21 protein-coding genes are annotated in these 21,195 nt (G+C 45.4%); 11 read left to right on the top strand and 10 right to left on the bottom strand.

Features of this window, described 5'->3' with window-relative positions; all coding sequences use genetic code 11:
- The first annotated feature begins 12 nt into the window (after positions 1-12).
- The 11 genes from ligA to EHO60_RS04470 all read left to right on the top strand — a co-directional run bounded on the left by ligA (position 13) and on the right by EHO60_RS04470 (position 11,422).
- Positions 13-2,130, top strand: coding sequence for an NAD-dependent DNA ligase LigA (ligA, locus tag EHO60_RS04520; protein ID WP_135766976.1), 2,118 nt, complete (start codon positions 13-15; stop codon positions 2,128-2,130).
- A gap of 2 nt (positions 2,131-2,132) precedes the next feature.
- Positions 2,133-2,318, top strand: a complete 186-nt coding sequence (locus EHO60_RS17375; RefSeq protein WP_135766975.1) for a cysteine-rich CWC family protein — start codon at positions 2,133-2,135, stop codon at positions 2,316-2,318.
- A gap of 193 nt (positions 2,319-2,511) precedes the next feature.
- Positions 2,512-4,374, top strand: coding sequence for an AMP-dependent synthetase/ligase (locus tag EHO60_RS04510; RefSeq protein ID WP_425460268.1), 1,863 nt, complete (start codon positions 2,512-2,514; stop codon positions 4,372-4,374).
- 18 nt (positions 4,375-4,392) lie between these two features.
- On the top strand, positions 4,393-6,009 hold the full coding sequence (locus tag EHO60_RS04505; protein ID WP_135766973.1) for an acyl-CoA dehydrogenase family protein: 1,617 nt from the start codon (positions 4,393-4,395) through the stop codon (positions 6,007-6,009).
- Positions 6,010-6,042: 33 nt separating this feature from the next.
- Complete coding sequence (locus EHO60_RS04500; RefSeq protein ID WP_135766972.1) at positions 6,043-6,483, top strand: MaoC family dehydratase; 441 nt, start codon at positions 6,043-6,045, stop codon at positions 6,481-6,483.
- A gap of 9 nt (positions 6,484-6,492) precedes the next feature.
- Positions 6,493-8,034, top strand: coding sequence for a thiolase C-terminal domain-containing protein (locus EHO60_RS04495; protein ID WP_135766971.1), 1,542 nt, complete (start codon positions 6,493-6,495; stop codon positions 8,032-8,034).
- A gap of 273 nt (positions 8,035-8,307) precedes the next feature.
- Complete coding sequence (locus EHO60_RS04490; protein ID WP_135766970.1) at positions 8,308-8,619, top strand: hypothetical protein; 312 nt, start codon at positions 8,308-8,310, stop codon at positions 8,617-8,619.
- A 63-nt stretch (positions 8,620-8,682) separates the two neighbouring features.
- Positions 8,683-8,922, top strand: coding sequence for a hypothetical protein (locus EHO60_RS04485; protein WP_135766969.1), 240 nt, complete (start codon positions 8,683-8,685; stop codon positions 8,920-8,922).
- A 399-nt stretch (positions 8,923-9,321) separates the two neighbouring features.
- Entirely contained in the window at positions 9,322-9,576 is a 255-nt protein-coding gene (locus tag EHO60_RS04480; protein WP_135767949.1) for a hypothetical protein, read from the top strand.
- Positions 9,573-10,691 carry a suppressor of fused domain protein gene (locus tag EHO60_RS04475; protein ID WP_135766968.1) on the top strand — a complete coding sequence of 373 codons (1,119 nt, stop codon included), beginning with the start codon at positions 9,573-9,575 and terminating at the stop codon, positions 10,689-10,691. The genes EHO60_RS04480 and EHO60_RS04475 overlap by 4 nt, the downstream gene beginning before the upstream one ends.
- An 11-nt stretch (positions 10,692-10,702) precedes the next feature.
- Positions 10,703-11,422 carry a hypothetical protein gene (locus tag EHO60_RS04470; RefSeq protein ID WP_425460281.1) on the top strand — a complete coding sequence of 240 codons (720 nt, stop codon included), beginning with the start codon at positions 10,703-10,705 and terminating at the stop codon, positions 11,420-11,422.
- 471 nt (positions 11,423-11,893) lie between these two features.
- Here EHO60_RS04470 and EHO60_RS04465 read toward each other — a convergent pair whose 3' ends face one another.
- The 10 genes from EHO60_RS04465 to EHO60_RS17090 form a co-directional block, all read right to left on the bottom strand.
- A complete protein-coding gene (locus EHO60_RS04465) occupies positions 11,894-14,254 on the bottom strand; it encodes a PP2C family protein-serine/threonine phosphatase (RefSeq protein WP_135766967.1) in 2,361 nt (786 codons plus the stop codon).
- A complete protein-coding gene (locus tag EHO60_RS04460) occupies positions 14,251-15,501 on the bottom strand; it encodes a hypothetical protein (protein ID WP_135766966.1) in 1,251 nt (416 codons plus the stop codon). Before EHO60_RS04460 ends, EHO60_RS04465 begins: the two co-directional genes overlap by 4 nt.
- Positions 15,502-15,527: 26 nt before the next feature.
- Positions 15,528-16,679 (bottom strand): bifunctional glutamate N-acetyltransferase/amino-acid acetyltransferase ArgJ, encoded by a 1,152-nt coding sequence (argJ, locus tag EHO60_RS04455; protein WP_135766965.1) that lies wholly within the window; start codon positions 16,677-16,679, stop codon positions 15,528-15,530.
- A gap of 98 nt (positions 16,680-16,777) precedes the next feature.
- A complete protein-coding gene (locus tag EHO60_RS04450) occupies positions 16,778-18,169 on the bottom strand; it encodes a HAMP domain-containing sensor histidine kinase (RefSeq protein ID WP_135766964.1) in 1,392 nt (463 codons plus the stop codon).
- Positions 18,159-18,863: a response regulator gene (locus EHO60_RS04445; RefSeq protein ID WP_135767947.1), complete on the bottom strand. Its 705-nt coding sequence runs from the start codon at positions 18,861-18,863 to the stop codon at positions 18,159-18,161. Before EHO60_RS04445 ends, EHO60_RS04450 begins: the two co-directional genes overlap by 11 nt.
- A 241-nt stretch (positions 18,864-19,104) precedes the next feature.
- The gene (locus tag EHO60_RS04440) at positions 19,105-19,509 is read right to left on the bottom strand and encodes a hypothetical protein (protein ID WP_135766963.1); all 405 of its coding nucleotides are present in this window, start codon (positions 19,507-19,509) and stop codon (positions 19,105-19,107) included.
- Entirely contained in the window at positions 19,506-19,877 is a 372-nt protein-coding gene (locus EHO60_RS04435; protein ID WP_135766962.1) for a hypothetical protein, read from the bottom strand. Before EHO60_RS04435 ends, EHO60_RS04440 begins: the two co-directional genes overlap by 4 nt.
- Positions 19,858-20,445 (bottom strand): RNA polymerase sigma factor, encoded by a 588-nt coding sequence (locus EHO60_RS04430; RefSeq protein ID WP_135766961.1) that lies wholly within the window; start codon positions 20,443-20,445, stop codon positions 19,858-19,860. Before EHO60_RS04430 ends, EHO60_RS04435 begins: the two co-directional genes overlap by 20 nt.
- Positions 20,446-20,507: 62 nt before the next feature.
- Positions 20,508-20,900, bottom strand: a complete 393-nt coding sequence (locus EHO60_RS04425; protein ID WP_135766960.1) for a hypothetical protein — start codon at positions 20,898-20,900, stop codon at positions 20,508-20,510.
- Positions 20,897-21,073 carry an LIMLP_16695 family PerRB-regulated protein gene (locus tag EHO60_RS17090; protein ID WP_167880154.1) on the bottom strand — a complete coding sequence of 59 codons (177 nt, stop codon included), beginning with the start codon at positions 21,071-21,073 and terminating at the stop codon, positions 20,897-20,899. Before EHO60_RS17090 ends, EHO60_RS04425 begins: the two co-directional genes overlap by 4 nt.
- Positions 21,074-21,195: the final 122 nt, after the last annotated feature.

Genomic DNA, 21,195 nt, shown 5'->3' with positions numbered 1-21,195 from the left:
TTATAATTCGCTATGCCGCCCAAAAAAGCAGCCGGAGGATCCAAGAAGACTTCCGCGCAAACGAAAAAGAAAGTCGAAAAGAAAACCGCCCCTGTTCAGGATTCGAACGTGCCGACCTTTTCCGCTCCTCCGATCAAAAAAGCGGAAAAAGAAATACGCAGTCTGGAAAAGGAAATCAGACATCATCAATACCTGTATTACGTAAAAAACGAGCCTTCGATTTCGGATTTCGAATTCGATAAGATGTTCCGTCGCCTTCAGGATCTGGAAAAAGCCTACCCTGAAATGATGGATCCGGCGAGTCCCACTCTTACCGTCGGTTCGGATTTAGAAAAGGATTTCGTAAAATTCACACACAAATTGCCGGTTCTTTCCCTGGAGAATACGTATAACGAGGCGGAAATCCTGGATTGGATTCGAAAAACGGATCCGGATGGATTGTATTCGGTGGAATGGAAGATAGACGGAGCTTCCATCATGCTTTATTACGAGGACGGGCTGCTTGCAAACGGCGTGACTCGCGGAACCGGCGGGATCGGTGACGATGTTACCGATAATATTCGTACGATTCGAAGCATTCCGTTGCGGTTGGAGGAAAAAGTTTCCGTATACCTTCGCGGAGAAGTGTATATGACCTATTCGGAATTCGAGGAATTCAACGAAATGTCCGAAGGACGTTATGCGAATCCTAGAAATCTAACTTCCGGTTCTTTGAAACAGAAAAGCTCTTTGGACGTGGCAAAACGTCCGCTTAGAATATTCACGTACGACGCGTTTTTTCCCGATCCGAAACGGAAATTTAAAACCCATGCGGAAATTATGAATCGGGTAGAGGCTTTGAAATTTCCGGTCCCGCCTGATTCGAAGTTGGTTTCCGGGAATGAAGTCGCGGCTACGATCCAAGAGTTTAAAAAGAAAAAAGAAAAACTCGGATTTCCTACTGACGGATTGGTGATCAAGTTAAACGACTTGGCGCAGAGGCAGTCTCTCGGCTACACTTCTCATTCGCCTAGATGGGCCCGGGCGTTCAAGTTCGACGCTTTGATGAAGGAAAGTAAGATCGTCGGAATAGATTACGCCGTAGGCAGGACCGGAAAAATCACCCCGCGAGCGCAGATCGAACCGATCAATCTTGCGGGTACCACCGTCACTTACGCGACCTTGCACAATCAGGATTATATAGACGAACTCGGAGTCGGGATCGGCGCCGTCGTCCGGATTTCCAAACGTGGAGAAATCATTCCCGCAGTTGAGGAAGTCGTTGTTCCCGGGAAGAAAGTGTTTAAAATTCCTCAGGTCTGCCCTTCCTGCGGGACCAAAACCGAAAAAAGGGAAGACTCCGTGGATCGATTTTGCCCGAATCCGGATTGCCCGGATCGTGTAAAAAACGGAATCATATTTTTCTGTTCCCGGAAGCAGATGGATATAGAAGGACTCGGAGAAAAGCAGATCGAATTTCTCTACGACAACGAATATATTAAGAATATTGCGGACCTCTACGAACTGGAAAAGCATAAAGAAAATCTTTTAGAAGAAGAAGGCTACGGCGAAAAGAGCGTCGGCATTATTTTGAAAGGGATAGAGGAATCCAAAAAGAAGGATTTCCGATTCGTTCTCTCATCTCTAGGATTAAGGGAAATCGGTCCTAAGGTCGCCGAACTATTGATCGAACACGGATATGAATCCATGGATTCCATTGTGGAAGCGGTAAAAGGAGAAGGAAAATCGGAAGCGCTAATGGAAATTCCCGGGATCGGCCCCTCCACCGTGGAAGCGATCGTTGAAAATTTCTCGGATAAAAGAATTCTAAAACTATTGGAACGCTTAAAGAAAGCGGGATTGAAAATGAAAGCCGATCCTGTCGCAAAGTCGGAAAAACAACCTTTTGCAGGTCAGACCTGGTGCGTAACCGGTTCTTTCGAGCATTTTCAACCTAGGGAAAAGGCGACGGATTTGATCGTCTATTACGGCGGAAAAAAAGTGGGCTCTATTTCTTCCAAAACGACTCATTTACTGGCAGGACCCGGTGCAGGTTCCAAGTTGGATAAGGCAAAGGAATTGGGAGTCCAAATCGTTTCCGAAGGCGAATTTCTGGATTTACTAAGACAAAACGATATCGTATTCTCCTAAGTATGGCGGAGAAGAAGTGTTCCAAGTGCTTTCGTCCCTTTGGGTGTAGAGCAGATGAAGGAGGTTGCTGGTGCGATTCCGCGAAATTGAGCGACTTGACCTTATCTAAACTTCGCCTTTTATTCGACGATTGTCTTTGCCCTTCCTGCCTGAGCGAATTCGAGATCGGATCCAAAGCCCCCGAATAACATTATAAACCACTTATATTTTTGCGATCGCCGTTAGGTGAACATATGTTCATTTGATATGGTATTTGTGCCAAGAGTCAAAAATGAATTGAAGCGACACTCCCTCAAAGTAGAGTTTCCGTCCTAGGCGGTTCGAAATCACCGTCCGCCGTTCAGAGGGATTTTGGAAAAGGGTCAAAAGAATTTTTATGGGATGCTGGAAAGCGCGGCGGCAAGATTCCCCGAAAAGCAAAGTTTTTTAAAGAGAACAAAGTTAGGAATGAGCGGGAGGACTTACTCCCAGATCAAATTTCTCGTGGATCGTATGATCGCCGGTTTTTTGGAGGAAGGCATACGGAAGGACGATAAGATCCTGTACTTATGCGACTCGAGTTGTAATTGGATTCTCGGTGATTTAGCGATCATAAGTTCCGGCGCTGTCTCCGTTCCTCGGGGAACGGATGTGGTGGAAGAGGATATTCTTTATATCGTAAACCATTCGGAAAGTAGATATGCGTTGGTTCAAAAGGAAAAAGACAAACAAAGGCTGCTTTCTTTAAAGGATAAACTTCCCACTTTATCGAAAGTATTCGTGCTGGAAGATGATTTAGGAGAATTGAAATACGGTTCGGAAAGTGTGGGCGAGTTGGTCTCCAGGGGAGAAAAATACCTGGTTGCCCATCCAGAGTGCATCAAAAAGAGAGTCGGTGAAAAAAGTCCCGACGAGTTGGCGACTCTAATCTATACGTCGGGTACGACGGGAGCTCCGAAAGGTGTCATGTTGAGTCAGACGGGTTGGATTTCTGCCGTCGAAAAGGTGATCGGATTCGTAGAGCTGGAATCAACGGATTCCGGTGTTTCGCTCTTGCCCCCCTGGCATGCGTTCGAAAGGGCCATCGAATATGTCATACTCGAACTAGGAGCCAGCTTTTTAGTTTCTAACATCGCGAATTTAAAGGAAGATCTGAAAGATTTCAAACCGACCTTATTCCCGTCGGTTCCCAGAATTTGGGAATCCATATATAACGGAATTATGAATAAGGTCGCCAAAGAGTCTGCCCTAAAAAGGGGGCTGTTCCATTTTTTCCTTTCGATCGGAATGATCTGGGCCGAGTATAAGGCGATCGTTTTCGGGTACGACTTCGCGATAGAAAAACCGAATATTCTCTTTAACGTTTTGCGAAAAGCCTTCGCCTTCCTTATTTTGATCGTAATTTCCCCGTTAAAGCTGGGCGCGATGGCCGTTTTCAGCGGAATTCATAGCGCTCTTGGCGGAAGAATGCGGGTCTCCGTTTCGGCAGGAAGTGCTTTGCCCTCCGTCGTGGATAAGTTTCTTTCTGCGATCGGATTCATCGTTTTGGAAGGATATGGAATGACGGAAACTTCCGCGGTTCTCTCGATTCGAAAACCCAAGCAACCTTCCCCCGGTACGGTCGGAACCCCGATTGCAGGTTATGAATGTATCATCAAAGACGAATTCGGGATGCCGGTGCCTCCCGGCAGTAAGGGAAATCTTTGGATCAAATCCCGTCAGATTCTTTTGGGATATTATAAACGCCCCGAATTGAATGCTGTCGTCTTCGATGAAAACGGATTCTTCGATACGGGAGACATCATGAGGTTTAATTACAGAAACGAATTGGTTTTTGCTGGAAGGGCAAAGGACACGATCGTTTTGGCCGGCGGGGAAAACGTGGAGCCTATACCTGTGGAGGACCAGCTCTTGAATTCCCCGTATATCAACCAAGTTTTAGTTACTGGGCACGAGGCGAAACATCTGGTAGCATTGATTGTGCCGGATTTCGAAAAATTAAGGACTGAAATTTCAGACCTTCCGACTGATACTAAAGATTGGGATAATAATCGAGCTTTGAGGGAGATCTTTAGGAGTGAAATCTCGTCGAGAATCTCCCGAAAGAACGGATTTAAGTCCTTCGAAATCATTCCGCAGAATGCATTTTACATTCTTCCCAGACCCTTCGATCCGGATCGGGAAATGACTAGAACTCTTAAAATAAAACGGAATGAAATATTAGAAAGTTTTAAAAAAGAAGTCGCCGAATTGACCAAGAGTTGAACGGCATAGGAGAAGATAATGATTTTAAATCCATATTTGAATGCTTCCGATCTCGAATTTTACGAGACGGTCAAAAAATTTTCCAAGGAAAAAGCTTTTCCCAGTACCGAAGAAAGAGACGAACACGGAACTTGGGGGGACGATATTTGGAAGGAAATGGGAAATATGGGACTTCTGGGTCTGGCAGTGCCGGAAGAATACGGAGGTCAGGGAGGAACTTGTCTTCAATGTTGCATCGCTCAGGAAGCGTTTAATGCGGGAAGTTTGGACGGAGGTTTCGGATTGTCTTGGGGAGCGCACATGATCATCGGAACTCTTCCGATTCTTTTTCAGGGAACGGAATCCCAAAAAAGAAAATACCTTCCTAAGCTTGCCACCGGGGAGTGGATTGCCGGTTTGGGATTGACCGAGCCGGATTCCGGTTCCGACGCCGCAGGAATGTTGACCTTCGCACAAAAGGTAGACGGTGGTTTTATACTCAACGGAAATAAGATGTTCATTACGAACGGACCTATAGGTCAAGTTTTCATTATCATGGCTCGGACCACAAAATCCAGGGGGCCTATGGGTGTTTCCGCTTTTATTGTGGAATCTCATATGAAGGGATTTCAGGTCAGCAAGGTTCTAAAAAAACTCGGACACAATACTTCTACAACTGCTGAACTTTCCTTTCAGGATATGTTTGTTCCGGACGAAAATTTGCTCGGTCCTTTGAATTCCGGTTTTCTCAGGATTGGAAAGGCGACTTTGGAATGGGAACGCACCGTCTTAGTCGCGGCGGTCCCGGGCGGCATGGAGTTTTCCTTAGAAGCGGGCTTGGATTATGCTTGGAAGAGGCACCAGTTCGGTAAACCCATCCTTTCCTTTTATGCTGTTCAGGAAAAGCTAGCGCGAAATTGGATTTATCTTTGCGCGTCCAGGCGACTGATCTATTTCGTTGCAAATAAAAAGGACAGCGATCCGTCTTCAAGCCTTCCGCTGGAAAGTTCGGCGCTAAAAATCTTCGTGACGGAAACTGCAGAGGAGATGGCCAGCGAAGCCGTTCAACTGTTCGGCGGTATGGGTTATATGAGAGAATGCCCAGTAAGTCGTTTGTACAGGGATGTTAAGTTGGGTACGATCGGAGGAGGAACGTCCGAGATTCAGAGGAGTATCGTATCCTCCACCTATGCGGGTTACGAAAAATTCATAGGCGTGCTGGAACAGGCTTATTCGGAAGAGATTAGAAAAAAGGCGGAGAAAGAATTGGAGAGTTCCGCCGAGGGACAATTCCTGTCTGCGGCAAAGGACTTGATTCGTTCCATCGGAAAGAATTCCGATCGAAAGAAAAAACAAGTCTGGGAGTTTGCGTTCGCGGACCTACTAGTACTTACCGCTGTACTTCAATTAAGTCTCTGGGATGCGGTCCAATCCAATTCGGAATATGCTTCCGAGGATCGCAGGCGGGATCTTCGTTTGTTAGCTTTCTTCGCGGGAACTAAATTCCTAAAAAACGTCCCTTTTCTGAAGGAATTAGACCCTGCAAAGACCAAGGAACTCCTGTATCGATTTTACGATTTGGATACGGTGGAAGCCGAGGTGCAGGATTGTATAGAGTTCCTGAAGTCTCGGATTTTAGGGGCAGCTAAAGTTTAGGCCCAAAAATTAAAAATGGATTAGGAAAATTTGATGTACCAAAAGGGAAAGACTTTTGATGAGATTTCCATCGGAGAGTCCGCTTCGTTTACCAAAACGATAACCGAAACGGATATATATTTGTTCGCGGGAATCAGCGGAGATTTTAATCCGTTGCACGTCGACGAGGAATACGCTAAGACCACCGCCTTCGGAACGAGGATTGCTCACGGCGGATTGGCCGCCTCCTTACTCGCGCCGGTTCTTGGAATGAAGCTTCCCGGGCTTGGAACCGTTGCTTTGGAGACCCTCACAAAATTCCGAAAGCCGGTATTTCCCGGCGATACGATCACCTGTAAGGTAGAAGTGAAGGAAAAGATTCCTAGGTTGAAAGCGGTTTCCATGAATATAGAATGGACGAATCAAAAAGGCGAGATCATCGGCAAAGGAGAATGTAAAGTGATTCCTCCGGCAAAAGTCGAAGGGTCGGTTTAGGAGAAGCTAGTGAATTATCCGGTCCTCTTAGGTGTAGCAGATAGTGTCGTCGGGGATTTTTCCGAATCTGAATATAAAGAATGGAATCACGATCGAAAGGTCTTCAATCATTATAAACGGTCCTTGGATCGATTACTGGATTTTCTGGAATTAAAAAAGGAAATTCTTGCGAGCAATATCACGGATTTCGTAAGTATAGAGCCGGCTTCTCTGGGGAAACAGGGATACGGGCACAGTGTACGCATCGCGAACGAGCTGGGCTTTACGGGCATGAGAGCACACTGTATCGATCTGGGCGGCGCAAGTGTCACCGGAGCGATCGGACAAGCTCGTTCCATTCTCCTATCCGATCCTGATGCAGTCGTACTTGTCGCAGCTTCGGACATTCCGAAATCGGCGTTTAAACAAGTTTCCGATTTGAAGAGAGTAAACGAGACCGTTTGCCATCCGGAATACGAATTGGACAACGGTGCGACCTTGATTTCCATGTACGGGCTTTTGATGAAGCGTATGATGTTTGAAGAACGGATCCTTCAGGAGGATCTTGTCGAAATCACGAAAACTTTCAGAAAAAACGCCCTACACAATTCTCGCGCTTATCAGTTCGGCCAGGAAATCACGGAAAAACAAATTTCCCGCAACATCGCGGACCCTTATCCTTCTCCTATGATCGCGATCGTTACGGACCACGGTTTTGCGACTCTCCTCATGAGCGAAAAAAAAGCAAAGGAATGGAAATCCAAAGGCTGGATCCGAAAAAACCTTCATCCGATTTATCTAGCAGGAGCAGCTCATACTGCACATAGCGAGTATTTCATCCTAAAGGGCGGTTTTCAAACTCCCGCGACGAATACCGGAGAAAAATTATTTTCCTCTTCCGGATACGAACGTGAAGAATTGGAATACGCCTGGATCTACGACTGTTTTACCGGAATGGTAATCCTGCAAGCCTCCGAATACTTTCAACTTTCCAAAAAGGAAACGGCCCGATCCTTGCGCACGGGGAAGATTTCCGTAACCAAAGGGAAAGAAATCCCGATCAATCTACTCGGAGGAATTTTGAATTACCAGGCGGCTATGTCCGTTTCCGCTGCGACCGGACTTGTGGACATCGCTTATCAATACGGTTTGTATGCGGACTCCGGATCGATCGAGGGACAAAAACCCGTCTTTCCTAGCGTTTCTTTACTTGGAGGGAACGGAGGAATCGACAGCATTAATTCTGCCGCATTATTTACGAGCGAACGTCCAAAATCGAATCGAAAGTCCCGACCGCCTAAATTGAATCCTCTTTTCCTAAATCGACCGGGAGCAGATTCGGGTGAAACAGGAGTGATCTGGTCCTCAACGACGGTACACATGAATCCCGGATTTCCTTGGAAGCCGCCATACTCGCTTGCGCTGGTGAAATTCGAGGAGAACCGATTTCTTCTCGCGAACCTGCACGAGAAAAACGGAAGCCTCATTAAAACCGGAGATCATTTAGAATACGACAAAACGAAAGTCCGGATCGAAAGGGAAGGACGCCGCTGGAAAGCGATCCTTTCTTAAATCGATCGTTCGTCTTGCGAAAAATATTCGATTAAAAAAACAGAATATTCAAAAAAAATCCGAATTCGTCCTGATTTGACGAAAAAGAATTGAGTTTGTAAATGATTCGGGCGAATTTAAAATTGCGGTTTTGGTTGCCCGAAAGCTACAACCAAGACTTTCCATGCTACGTCTAAAAGAAAAGGGCCGGATTCTTTCCGGAACATAATTTTAAAGGAAAAAGCGAGAACCGTTTCCGAAATTTTTCATTCCTGTAGTAGGGAGACGCGTTCCTTGTTCATTACGGCAGAAAATATACGTACCGGAGAAATCAGAACCTTTCTCGGAAAGGATGAGATTCTCGTTCCGAATACCAAAGAAATCGAAACTTCTCGTTCTTTAGAGGCGCATTGGGAAAAGGTCGAGGATTGTTTGGATCTAAGAAAATATTCCCGTTTTTTCTATGTTTCCGAAACGGAAGGAAAATGGAAAAAACAGGGAGAAATTCGTATTCCGCATACGGATAAAGAGCGAGAAAACCTGGAATTTCCCGCCATCGGAATCGAGAGCTATCGGGTTTTGGGAATTTTTTTGGAAAAAGACTAAAATCCTGCTGGAAGGTCGGAGGGGAGAAGTTAAGATGCGAACCCTCATCCCGACGTGAGCTCTATGGTCGCTAAAAAGAAGAAGGCAACGAAAAAAACCGTAAGGAAACTGCGCTCGAAAGGGGCCGGCAAGAAGAAATCCTTTTCCATTCCAAGAGAAAACGACGTCAAGATGACCGAGGTAATCGATCTTGCTGCGGAGATTTTTGTTCACACTCTGGAAGTTTCCGCTCGGATTCCTGAGCCGTTAAAAAATCGACTTTTGAAAGCGATAAAACAGGCTGCAAAGGACGCTCTCTCTTAGTTCCTTCCATATAATCCGAAAGGATTACGGACTTTCTTACCGTATTTCCGCAGTGGCGGAATTGGAATCCGTAAAACCGGAGGACTTCTGAAATTTTTTTCCAAAAGTAGAATCGAAAAGTAAGATTCCCTTCGTTGCCTCCGTCAATACAGTACATGGAAACGATTTTTTTAACGGCAGCTCTCACGCTGATCCTTTTCGAACAATATAAGGAAAGGAAAAATCGCGAGAGAGTACTCGTAGAGCCACTCAGCAACTACCTCCATCGTTGACTTTTCGGTAGGAAAGCCGGGCGAAAGGATGCCCCGGCTCGTTTCTTTTTCCCCTCTTATAAATTGCAGTAACCGACTTGAATCTTCCCTTCTTTTAGGGAGAATGGACGTATTCGAGGTTATAGACGTGAAGAATCCCTCATTCACCCCTACTCAAACCGTAAATATGTTCATTCGATACAAAAAAGAAGGGAACTCCGTGCCGTTGATGGTATGGGATTCGTTGAGAAATTATCAGAAATGGAACCAAATCGAGCTTACCGGTTTGCTGAATGCGAGCGGATATTTCCCTGATATTCTTTTCGAGCCGGGCATGGAAGAAAAGATCCAGACTTTATTGCAAGACTTCCAAAAGCGAACCGTGGAAATCCCGATCCGATGAAGGAAATCTTGGAGCCGAAAATTTTATACCAAGAAGCGAACCCCTACGGTTCCTTTACCGCGTTTTTAGAGGACGACGGCAGAACGGTTTATCTTTATCTCCAGGCCGAAGAGAATCCGGATTTCTCCATGAAATCCGTCTGGGTATGCAACCGAATCCAAGCCCCAAAGTTCCGTACCGAAGAGGAATTACGTTCCGGGTTGCCCCCTGTGCTGGCTGAAGAGGAAGTTTTAGATTCTTCTCCTATTGCGCCGTTCCAGGAAGAGGAGATCCATTTTATCTGGACGGAAGAAGGGACCGGAGTCGCATTTTTTTATCGGGAAGAGCTCGTCGCTTATCTTCCTCCTTGGTCAGGCGTGAAGGATTTCCACGGGTATTCAAAGTTTGCCAAGACGGAAGCCCTGACGGCCTATCCCTTAGGGAACTCCGAATTCGGAACGATTCCGGACAGAATTCGCCAAGACCGAACGCATTGGGAATTCCGCTCTTCTCCCAATGTTTGGAAAAAAGTGCAGGAACTCCGCCTGTCTTTTCTGGAAAATATTTTCGGGAATCACGATAAGTATTGGTCGGCAGACGGGGGAAAATTCCCGCAATTGGGAATCGCACGCTTTCGCTGGAATCTTTTGCCCGACGTATATATCTACGCAACACTCGGTATGAGCTCTCAAAACATGCCTGGCGTGGAATTGTACCGAAAAGATTACGAGGATTATGCTAGGACGGAGCTTCTTTTCGCCGTGAAAGTTTCCGATGAAGATCGATCGGAAAGTTGGGTCCCCCACCAAATCGGAGAAATCATTCGGTATCCTTGGAGTATGGGAAAATGGTTCGGTCATGGACATACGATTTCGATGAGTCGAAGAGATCCGGAAGCGCTCCATGTCACGTTTACGTCTTTGTTATTCAAGGAGCTAGATGCTAAGGCGGGGCATCCTCCTTTGGCCGGTCTCGTCGCGGAAAACGGACGACCGATCCGATTTTTAACCCTCTTACCCGTTTCGGAAGAAGAAAGAGAAGTGATCCAGGAAAAGGGAGCGAAAGAATTCTTGGCTCTCTGGGAAAAAGATCTTCCGGTTTGGATCCATGATCCTGAACGCAAATCGGTCGTGTGAATCGCTTTCCTATGTTCGAATGGAGCCCGTTGCCCGGTAAGAATCCGTTTGTCTCTCTCGTAAGTTTGGCGGAGAAATACAAATGGAGAAATTTTTCTCTGATCCTGTCGTTGGCTCTTACATTCGGACTCTTTTTCGGGAATCTAGGGGAGTTATTACCGGAAGATTCGGGAAAAAACTCCGCTGTTCTGGAAAAAATCTGGGAAAACATCTACTCGGAAGATTTTATTACCGCTAAAAAGCTGACCCAAAAGGAATTACAGAGCGGAAAATCGGAATCTTTGGCCTTACTTTCCCTTTATGAAATTTGTCTGAACGGATTGGCGCGTCCGAAACAAGCGGATGAGATCCGCAGTAAAATTCTCCGAATTTGGGAAAAGAGTTATAAGAAGACCTTTTTAGAGGAAAATTATCCTCTCAATCTCGCCACTTGGACAAGAATCGTGTCCGTAACTCCGAATATTCTGGTTTTGGGAGCGGAATATTATACTCCGTACCCGGTGAGTCCGCAAAAAGAAGGGTTTTATTATCATAAATTCACCGCATATAACCGGTTTTCCAAGAAAGCGATTCAGTTTTTCAAACTAGAAAAGTCTTCACACACCTCCAACGAGTATAGGTTGTTCGAAATTACGGCCGAAGGTAAGGCGAATTCGATTAAGAATTACGGAAATTCCCTTCCGGATATCCGTGAAGAGATGAAAGACGTGCTTCATCATCTTAAATTGTGATGCGCGAAGGAGGAAAATAGAGAAAGTACTTCCGGAATTCCGAGAATCCAACCTTCTCTGTTGCCTTTTTACAACAAAATGCAGTAAAAATCCGTGCGAACTAAGAAAGAGAGACGCTTTGCGAGGGCTTTAAAAGAAAAAACCCGCTTAGAAAGCGGGTTTTAAGCTTCATTCCTTTTATAAAAAGTATAAAAGGAGATGTTGTCGAAGTCAGTTATTTCTTTTTCGCAACTTTCTTCTTAGCAGCTTTTTTCTTTGCTACTTTTTTCTTAGCTGCTTTCTTGACTGCTTTCTTTTTTGCAACCATTGACGTCCTCCATTGTTTTGAACTTTTCAGACCTCCGTACTTTGCGAGAGATCAAGAAAGCCCTTGGATAGGGACATAATTAAGCAATTAACTTTTCATTGTAAAGTATTTTAATTATTTTAACGAAAAAAATTTTAAGATGTTGATTTGAGTGAAAGAGATTCTTACTCAGACACTTCCAAGCAGACAAAAGAAACGTCGTCGCTAGTCTCTTTATGGTTCCGATACTCTTCTAGAGTTTTTCTTACTAGGTTCGCTAGCTCTTGTGCTTCCAAGTGATGGTTCATCGATAATAATTTCAGAAGATTTTCTTCTCCAAAGATCTCATCTTTATCGTTAAAGGTCTCCGTTACTCCGTCGGTGAACAATACTAACTTGTCTCCGGGATTCAAATGTATCGTTAAGAGCTTATAATCGGTAGGTAGAACTCCTAAAACCCTCTGTGTTTCGGTTCGAAGTTCTATTTTTCCACCTTTTCGAATACAAATCGGCGACGTATGACCCGCGTTCACGAACGAAAAAGCTCCGTTCGAAGCGTTGTAGATGCCTGCAACCGAAGTCATGAACTCGCTTCCTCTATATCTTTCGATTAAGAACAGGTTGATTGCCTGAAAAATTTGCGGGATCGAAGGTGATTCATTCAAGTAGCGGCGAATGATACCTCGTACGGCGGAGACTAGATAACCGGAGCCTAGTCCATGTCCCGATACGTCTCCCAAGAAGAGAAGCTGTCTTCTCGCGTCGATCCTGAGTATATCCAGATAATCTCCGGAAATTCCGACGGCCGGTATGGAAAAGTACCCGACCTTTGTTTGACGTATCGTCTCCAATTCAGGTAAGTGCAGAGTCTTGTCCAGAATGGAAGCCATATTTAGATCGCGAACGATCCTTTTCTTTTCCACTTCGTCCACTAAAAGGCTGTAATTCCGGATCAAAAGGGAGGCCAAGCGGGTGCATTCCTTAAGGAATCTAAGCTCTCCGATGGTAAAATTCCTATGACTTCGCTTTTCTCCCACTAGGAATACGGCGATTACCTCTTTTCCTTGCTCGAAATCGAAGAGCGGATAGGCGAGTTGGACGCCCATCTGTTGCAGAAACTTAAACACTGATTCGCGGATTCCGAGGCCGTACGCGAGATGGGAAGTCACCGTCACTTCGGTATGGTTTTCAAAATAGTTCCATATTTCGGAACCGAAAGGGATCCTAACGAAATTTATGTTTCTCAAGTCGGTTCTAGGAAATTTATCCGCCGGAATCAGCACCTGGAGTTTGTGTACCTCCAGAGCGTCTACCAACCTACGGATTAGGTTGTTGATGGTTGCCCGCATAGAGATAGGGGCTCCGATCATTACGGAAAGTTCCTCGAGAGCGGTATGAAGTTTCGGGTTTTTGCGAAAGCTCCAATAGTCCACCCAATGAAACAGTTTATTGTTCAAAGGACTCAGAAAGTAAGCAACCAGAACCACATAGAATAGATTCCATTCGTTTTGATGGGCTCCTAAGAATTCGGGATTCCATCTGACGAAGAATTCCAAACCGAATAAATATCCGAAGGTCAGAATCAGGATAGAATAAATCGACGTAAGAGAGGAGCTGAAGGCGATCTGGACGGGAACGAGGGAATATGTATAAGTTCCGTAAATTACCAAAGGCGGAAACATGAAAAACGCCAAGATCAGGTACGAGCGTATCATCGTGGAGGCCTGCAAGGAGTCTATTTTCGTCATGAGGAACGGAACAATGGTGGCTAAAAAAAACGCCAGCACGAGACAAAGTTTCTTGAACACTGCCTGAAATTGCGTCGGATTCCGGAACGTATGGAAGACTAATTGGAGAATACAAATGGAAGCGGCAATTGCGTTGAAATGGATTCCCGCATTGGCAAGCGACTGAAAAAGATCCGGATTCCCTTTTTGAGAGGCTCCGACGTAAGCTGCGACGATGGAAAAAATAATTTGCGGAGCGAACCAACGGGAAGGAATTTCTTTTCCTCGTAACCGATAGGATACGTCTAGAATCAAAAATCCGCCGAAGAAAAAGAAGAAAAAGAAAAGGAAGGCGAAATCCTGGAACGCCAGTAAGAAGAAATTGAATAGAAACAGAGCGGAGAAGGATCCGAATAACAGGAAAATAAATAAATCCCTGGTATAAAAAAAGAACCAAATCGCGACAGAAAAATACAGCAGGGATAAAACGATATCTATGGAAAAATCTCTGAGCACATCCAGAGCGGATCTGAATATAAACGGTACTTCTTTCGAAACGCTTTTATCCTTTCCGTAAAAGTGGAATAATCGTGTCGTTTCTCCGACGTCTTCCTTAAGCTTACGGGCGATTTCATACTCTAACAGATCGATCCGTAAGCCCGTCAGGTCGGAATATTCCCCGTTCGCTAAGGCGATCACTCCGTTCGGATAAAAATAAAAAGGTAACCTGGACTCTTTAGAAGAGGATTTCAAGAGTCCTGCGAATAGAAACACTCCGAAGAGAATGACGGAGACCAGAACGAGAAGAATATTTCTCACGCCGATACTCCGATTTCCTGAAAAGATAGGATCTTTCTTTCGTTCCAAGCCAGATACAAGGGATCCTGCTCGGGAATTTCCACGTTTTCCCAACCGATGGAGGCTAAGTTCCGTTCCGGACTGGAATTTTTGAACATTCTAAAATGTTTCCCGACGATACGCAGGGAGATTTTTCGATCCGCTTTACTCACCTTCCCGACGGCGAGATCGTATCTTTCCGTCCAGGAAATCTCTTTCAGATTTTCCTCGACAAGAGTCTTGATTTGAAGTAGATCCTTTGTCTCTCCGCGCATACGGGAAGCATATAAGGTTCCTAGAATATAACAGAGCGCGAGGACGGAAACCGCATTCGTGACGCTCAAACGGAGGAATACGAAATAAAAATCCTCCGTTTCCGATTGGAAGAATTCCAGGAGTTCCCCCGGTTCGCGAGAAAGCAGGTCTATTTTCGTGTTTCCTATTAGAGGAGGTTCGGTGGGTTCCAGAAATCTTCGGATTTTGCCCGCGTTTTCGAATTCTTTTCTGTATTTCTTATTTTCCGCGATCTGCGAGGATAAAATATGATTGTGGACCGCCAACGCGCATTTGCCCGCCAAGAAACCCAATTCGTGCCTGACATCGTCTTTCGGAATATTCGAAACCGCTAAGAAACCGAAGAGTTTTTCCCGGAAGACGAACGGTAGGATAAAATTCGCCCTAAGACTTACGAAATCCTCGTTAATAACGTTGTTCTGATCGGGTTCTCCTATGATGGACCCGGATCTTTTGCTCAGAATATACTTTAAAAGCGGAGACCTTGGGTTAATCCCCTCTAATGTATTTACTTTTCTCTGTTTTTTATGAGCATAAGTGTAAAGATCGTAGTAGGTTAGATCGTTCCTTAAGACCGCAAGTTTTCCGAAATTGCTATTCGTTAAACGAACTAACTCCGGAAAAACGTTTCTGATCAACCCTTCCAAATCGAAACGTCTATGAGCCATTCTGGAGGAACCGGGATCGTTGCTAAGATATTCGGAAACGAACGTAACTTTTAAAAAGCCTGCAATTTTTTCCTGCATAGGGAGTACTGCAAAAACCCCGAAAATAAGGCTAGTAAGCACGCCGATTTCCCGAACGAATTCGATCTCCTTAGGTAGGAAATTGATGCAGATTTCATATGCGGTAAGAACAGCGATCACTCCGAATAATCTCACGAGTATCGTAATGATTGCGGATGCGATTCTATGGTCCGAAAAAAAGGCTTTCACGGTATTATCGAGTGAATTGGTTTCGATCAGGTCGTATAGTAGGCGTTTTCTTTGACATAACCTTCGGTGAGATCGCAACCCCAGAATTTCATCTCGTAATGCCCCGTATTCAATACCACATCCACTTCGATCTCGGAATTCTTTTTCAGGTAGGCGGATAATTTTTTACGAGTATCCTCGTCCGCGCCTTTAACGGAAAGTCCTCCGAAATAGATTTCTAAACCTTCGAATCGGATCGGTTCGTCAAAAACTTTCCCGACCGCCATCACTAATCTTCCCCAATTCGGATCGCCTCCGTAAATCGCCGTTTTTACCAACGGAGAGTTGAGGATGGATTTGCCGATTTTTCTGGCCTGAGATTCGTCTTTCGCTTTCCGGATCCGAATTTCTATCAATTTCGTGGCGCCTTCCCCGTCCCTGGCGATTTCCTTGGTCAGATCGATGCAAATTTCAAGAAGCGCTCGTTTGAAATCCAGCGAGTCGACTTTTCCAGCTAGGCCGTTGGATAACAAAGCAACTGTGTCCGACGTCGAAGTGTCCGAGTCGATGGAAAGGCAGTTAAAACTGGAGTCGACGCAGTCTTTTAGGATTTCGTAAAGATCCCCCTCTACTTCCGCATCCGTCAGAATATAGGATAGCATTGTGGCCATATTCGGCTCGATCATTCCGGCACCTTTGGCCATACCGTAAATCACGGCTTCACCTCGGTCCGATTTGATTTTTCGAGTCGAAGTTTTACGACGGGTGTCGGTAGTCATGATCGCTTCCGCGACCTCCTCCAAATTGTCCGGTTTCAACATGGATTTTGCCCGATTGCAAGCCGGCAGAATGATCTCTATCGGAAGGGGAACTCCGATCACTCCGGTAGAGGAAGGAAGTACGGAGGTTTCCGGAATTCCTAAGGAGGCACCGAGTTCTCGGCAAATGGAGCGAGAATGTTCCACTCCTTTTTCTCCCGTAGCCACGTTCGAATTTTTGGAGTTGATCACGATCGCTTGTAGGGTTCCGGATTTGATATGCTCCTTACCTACGATGACGGGAGCGCCTGGAAAATTATTTTTGGTAAAAACCGCAGCAGCCTTGCAGGGGACTTCGGAATAAATTACGCCGAAGTCTTTGGTCTTATCCTTAATACCGATATTCGTTCCGAACGCGGAAAACCCCTTTGGATACGTCATTTCCGACCTCTAGCCGTTTCTTGTTAAAAAAATTCAATCTCTCCGTTCCCGGATTTTTCGAAAAGCGCAATATGAATGAAGCGAGCGGGTTTTGGCGCTTATACGTCCACTTTATCCGAATATACGGTCGGAATCGTAACCGAAAAGATCGTTCCGCCTTCGGGATTGTCGAATGCCTTAACCGTGCCGTGGTGAAGACGAACGATATGCTTTACGATGGAGAGTCCTAAGCCGGTTCCGCCTTCCTTTCTGGATCTATTCTTATCGACCCGGAAAAAACGTTCGAAAATCCTTTCCTTATCCTCGTCCTTGATCCCTATACCCTGATCCTTTACTTGGAAATTGACGTTGTCGCGACCGAATTTAACCACTTTTAACGTAATCGTTTTTCCGTCGGGTGAATAGGAGGAGGCGTTCGAGATCAGATTCAAAAGCATATGTTCTAGGAGAACCCAATCCGCGGAAACCGTGATCGGTTCCGGCATTTCCACGACAAATTTCTGCTCCTTAGGAGAGACGACTCCGTCAACGGTAAAGGATAGATTGTCCATTAGCGATTTAAGAGTGAATTCCTCTCCTCTCGCGATTGCGGTTTGGTTCTCTATCCTCGTGATCGTCAACATGTCTTCCACGATCCGGACCATTCGATCCGTATTTCTGGAAATCGCGTCCAGGAATTTCTTTTCGTGGCTATCTTCCTTTAAACGTAGTCTGCCCAGTAACGTTTCGGTGTATCCTTTTATCGAAGTGATCGGGGTCTTCAGTTCATGGGATGCGTTTTGAACGAACTGTTCTCGGATGATATGCGATTGTTTTTCCTCGGTGATGTTGCGGATCACGCCGATGAACATCAGGACGTTTCCGTTCGTTCTGAGCGGATACATCTTGATCGCGTAAAAATTCTGACTTAAGTCCAATTCGATCTTGGGTTCGCTTTTACCGTCCAGATTTTTTTGGATGAATTCGAGTAGTCTTTCGTCCTTTACCGCATCTTCTATCTTTCTAGAAGCGGAGTTTGGTTCTATCAACGAATTCGGGATACTCCGGTTTTGAAATAGAATGGAGCCTTCCAAATCCACGGAAAAGACTCCTTCCTTTAGGTTTTGAAGGACGGAATCGAATTTTTCCTTTTCTATAGTAAGATCCACGAACTGATTCTTTAAACGTCCGGACATCCGATTGATGGAAACGGCTAAATCCGCCAATTCCCGGATTTCGGGAAGACTCAGCTCGGACCCAAAATCTCCGGCGTTGATTTCGCCTGTTTTTTTTTCGATCTGGTTGAGGGTTTGGGTGACGCTCCGAGCGATCGAATACGATACGTAGAACGTGCCGAACATGGCCAAGAGGATATAAAAGGAAAAGAGTAGGATCTTCAGATCGGGGTGGACGATGTCTTCTACGAACAGGACGACGCCGGCTACCGCCATTAGGATGATGAGAAGGAGCCAGTTACTTAAAAGAAGTTTCGAAAATAAACTACGCCTCATTGAATCTGTAACCGATGCCTCGGATAGTTTCCAACCTCTCTTTCTCGTCTCCGAGTTTGTCTCTAAGTCTCTTGATATTGACGTCAACGGCGCGATCCGTAACGTAAATGTCCTTTCCCCATACTTTATCCAGAAGTTTATCCCGGGTAAAGGCGACGCCGGTATTCGTCATGAAAAGATAAAGAATCTTGTATTCGATCAAAGTCAGATCGATTTCTTTTTCGTCTATGAAAACCTTGTGGGCCTTGGGATTCAGGAAGATTTTACCTACGCTGATATTCCCCTCGAATTCCTGTTCTTCCTCCGCTTCACCGGATCTGCGCAATACGGAACGAACTCTCGCGACCAATTCCCTGGTGGAGAAGGGTTTGCGAACGTAATCGTCCGCGCCCAGTTCTAGTCCGAGGACGGCATCGGTTTCTCCGGACTTCGCCGTAACCATGATGATGGGTAGAACGTATTTTTCCTTGATGCGCTTGCATAGGTCCATTCCCCCTATGCCCGGAAGCATGAGATCTAAAACGATCAGATCCGGCAGATTCTTTTCTATTCTAGGAAGGACCTCGAGTCCATTTTGGCAAGTGTCGACTTGGTATCCGTTTTCTTCCAAATGGAACTTAATAAGATCAGCTATATCTTCCTCATCGTCCACTACTAGGATTTTTTGACCTGGGTTGCCGGAAGCATTTTTCATAAATTCGGTGAAGCTCTTTTTTCTACGCTTTTGGGGAACTTTACCCTGTTCAGGGGAAGAGGATCCTTGCAATTGGATAGGTTCCATTCCATCAGATTCTCCGAAAGGGGTTACAAAAAGTTTACGTAACGATTACAATCCTCGGAAAAAGGATATTACGGACGCTCTTTCTATGACAACCAGTAAACAAAGGAATTTTGGACCGAAAAACCGATCACAAAACGGCGATGTTTCCGGTAGATCAGCGGTTCTTGAGTAGTTCGTTCAGTTCCCGAACCAATTTTCTTTGGCGATAGAGTACGTAACCTACGAACCCGCAAAATAGAGCCAGTGCTAAAACATAAACCCAAAGTAAGCCTTTTAATCTGGTTTGCTCTTCTTCGATCGCGCTGATCGTAGACAAATGGTTGATCAGGAAGTAGAATTGGTCCGCCTGGGGCCAGGATTTTCTGGCTTCTTCCCGAATTTGGGAAACTAGAATATCCGCATCCTTCTTTTTCAATCCTTGGATGATCGGAAAGACCGAATCTAAATCCTTGGAGAGAAATTCTTTGGCCGTTAACGAAGTTTTCGTTTCCTCCGCGAAAATCGGAGATAGGAGGGATACCGCTAAAATCGCGGCGATGGTAATGAGGACTTTTTTCATTCGTCGAACCCGAGCTTGTTTTTCCATTCCTTAGTATAAGGACTCTTGTTTTGGACAAGATAAATCCCGATCAGGACGGCGAAAAGAAGGAATAGAAGTCCGCTGGTAGCTAGGATTCCATGCAGGATTCCCGCCTGTAAAAGGAAATTCCAATCCGTGAAGAGAAGGGCAGTCAGGGGGGAAAACGCCAAAAGCAGGGTCGTGATCAGAATGATACGAAGATGTTTCAAATGGATCAGGTGTAACATTACCCTTTTTTTAAGTTCGGGAGGCACGGAAATCGCATCCGGATTCTGGCTTCCCGGATCCAGGAATAGTTCCAATTGCTGCTTTAAATCGGGAGGAATATCAGTCTTTTCCGGTTTCATTTTCCTTTTTCAACCATTCTCGGAGTATTTCCTTCCCACGGAAAATATAACTCTTGAGAGTGTTCATTTTCAAGTTCAAATTTTCCGAAATGTCCTTATAGGACATGTTCTCGAAGTAATGTAGGGAAATCGGTTTTCTGTACAATTCAGGGAGTTTGTCCACTAGGGAGCGGATCTTTTCATTCGTTTCTTTTTCCATAAGGTTCGATTCCTGAGTCGAGCTGGAATCCGGACTGGATTCCGCGGAAACGCCTTCGAGCGAAGCCTCTATTTCCGGGTGATCCTTGCGGTATCTGCGAATGATTTCGTTTCTCGCTATGGAAAAGACCCAAGTTGAGAATTTTGCCCTTCCCTTGAACGTCGACAGACCTTCAAAGGCCTTTAAGAAAACATCCTGAGTAAAGTCCTCCGCCTCAGTCTCGTTACGGAACGCTTTTCTGGCCTGGGAATACACCAAGGTCTCGTATCGAAGGACTAGCTCTTCGAACGAATCGTAATCTCCGGCTAGGACTTTTTGAATGCAAGCCCAGTCCGCAGGATCGCAAACGATAGGCTCTGGGTGTTTCATGAAAGATCGATTCAGCTCTTACGAACCGGTAACGGAAACCGGCGGGCGCTCATGTCTGCTGCTCAAGATTTCGGCGACCATTTATAATAACAAAGTAACCCGAGGCCCGCTCCCAAAGGAACCAATCCTCCGATCATTGCGAGGGATTTTCCTAAGACGAGAATGAACGAAACGGAAAGGGCGATCCCGACGAAGGTCAGAACCAATCCGAGGAAAAAAGAATAAAGCCTGAGATCGAACGGTTCCTTTTTATACAGTCCGGCTTTAATGATCGCCATGCGTTGGCGGTACCACCAAAAGAATAGGAAAAAAAGGAGAACACAGCCGAATATGATTCCTACGATCGGAATGGAATATAGGACGATCTTATATTCGCCTCCTCCTTGGGAGGATTGCAAGGCCCGAAGGATTTGCTCCAGACTTTTAAAAAGAGTTTCCTTTTCTTCCGGTGTCATCTGCTCAGTACGGCGACTTGGATTCTATTTTCCTCTTCTTTTTTAAAGAAAGGAATTTTGGTTTCGATTCCCGGTCGGTCCGCCAAGGTAGCGTACCACTCTTCTTCTTTCCAACTCTCTTTCAGGTAACTGGTGCGTCTCGCGCGATCGAATATAGATTTAAATCTGCTCATAAGAATTCTCCGAATAGTATGACTGTCGTTTCTATTTTTCACATTTTAGAGAATCCAATGGATTCCCCGGATTTAGTTATGTCGTATTAGTTATCGTCCGGTATCGATTCGGACTAAAGACC

This window comes from Leptospira fletcheri (assembly GCF_004769195.1).
Taxonomy (GTDB): Bacteria; Spirochaetota; Leptospiria; order Leptospirales; family Leptospiraceae; genus Leptospira_B; species Leptospira_B fletcheri.
This window is presented reverse-complemented; position numbering and strand designations above follow the sequence as displayed.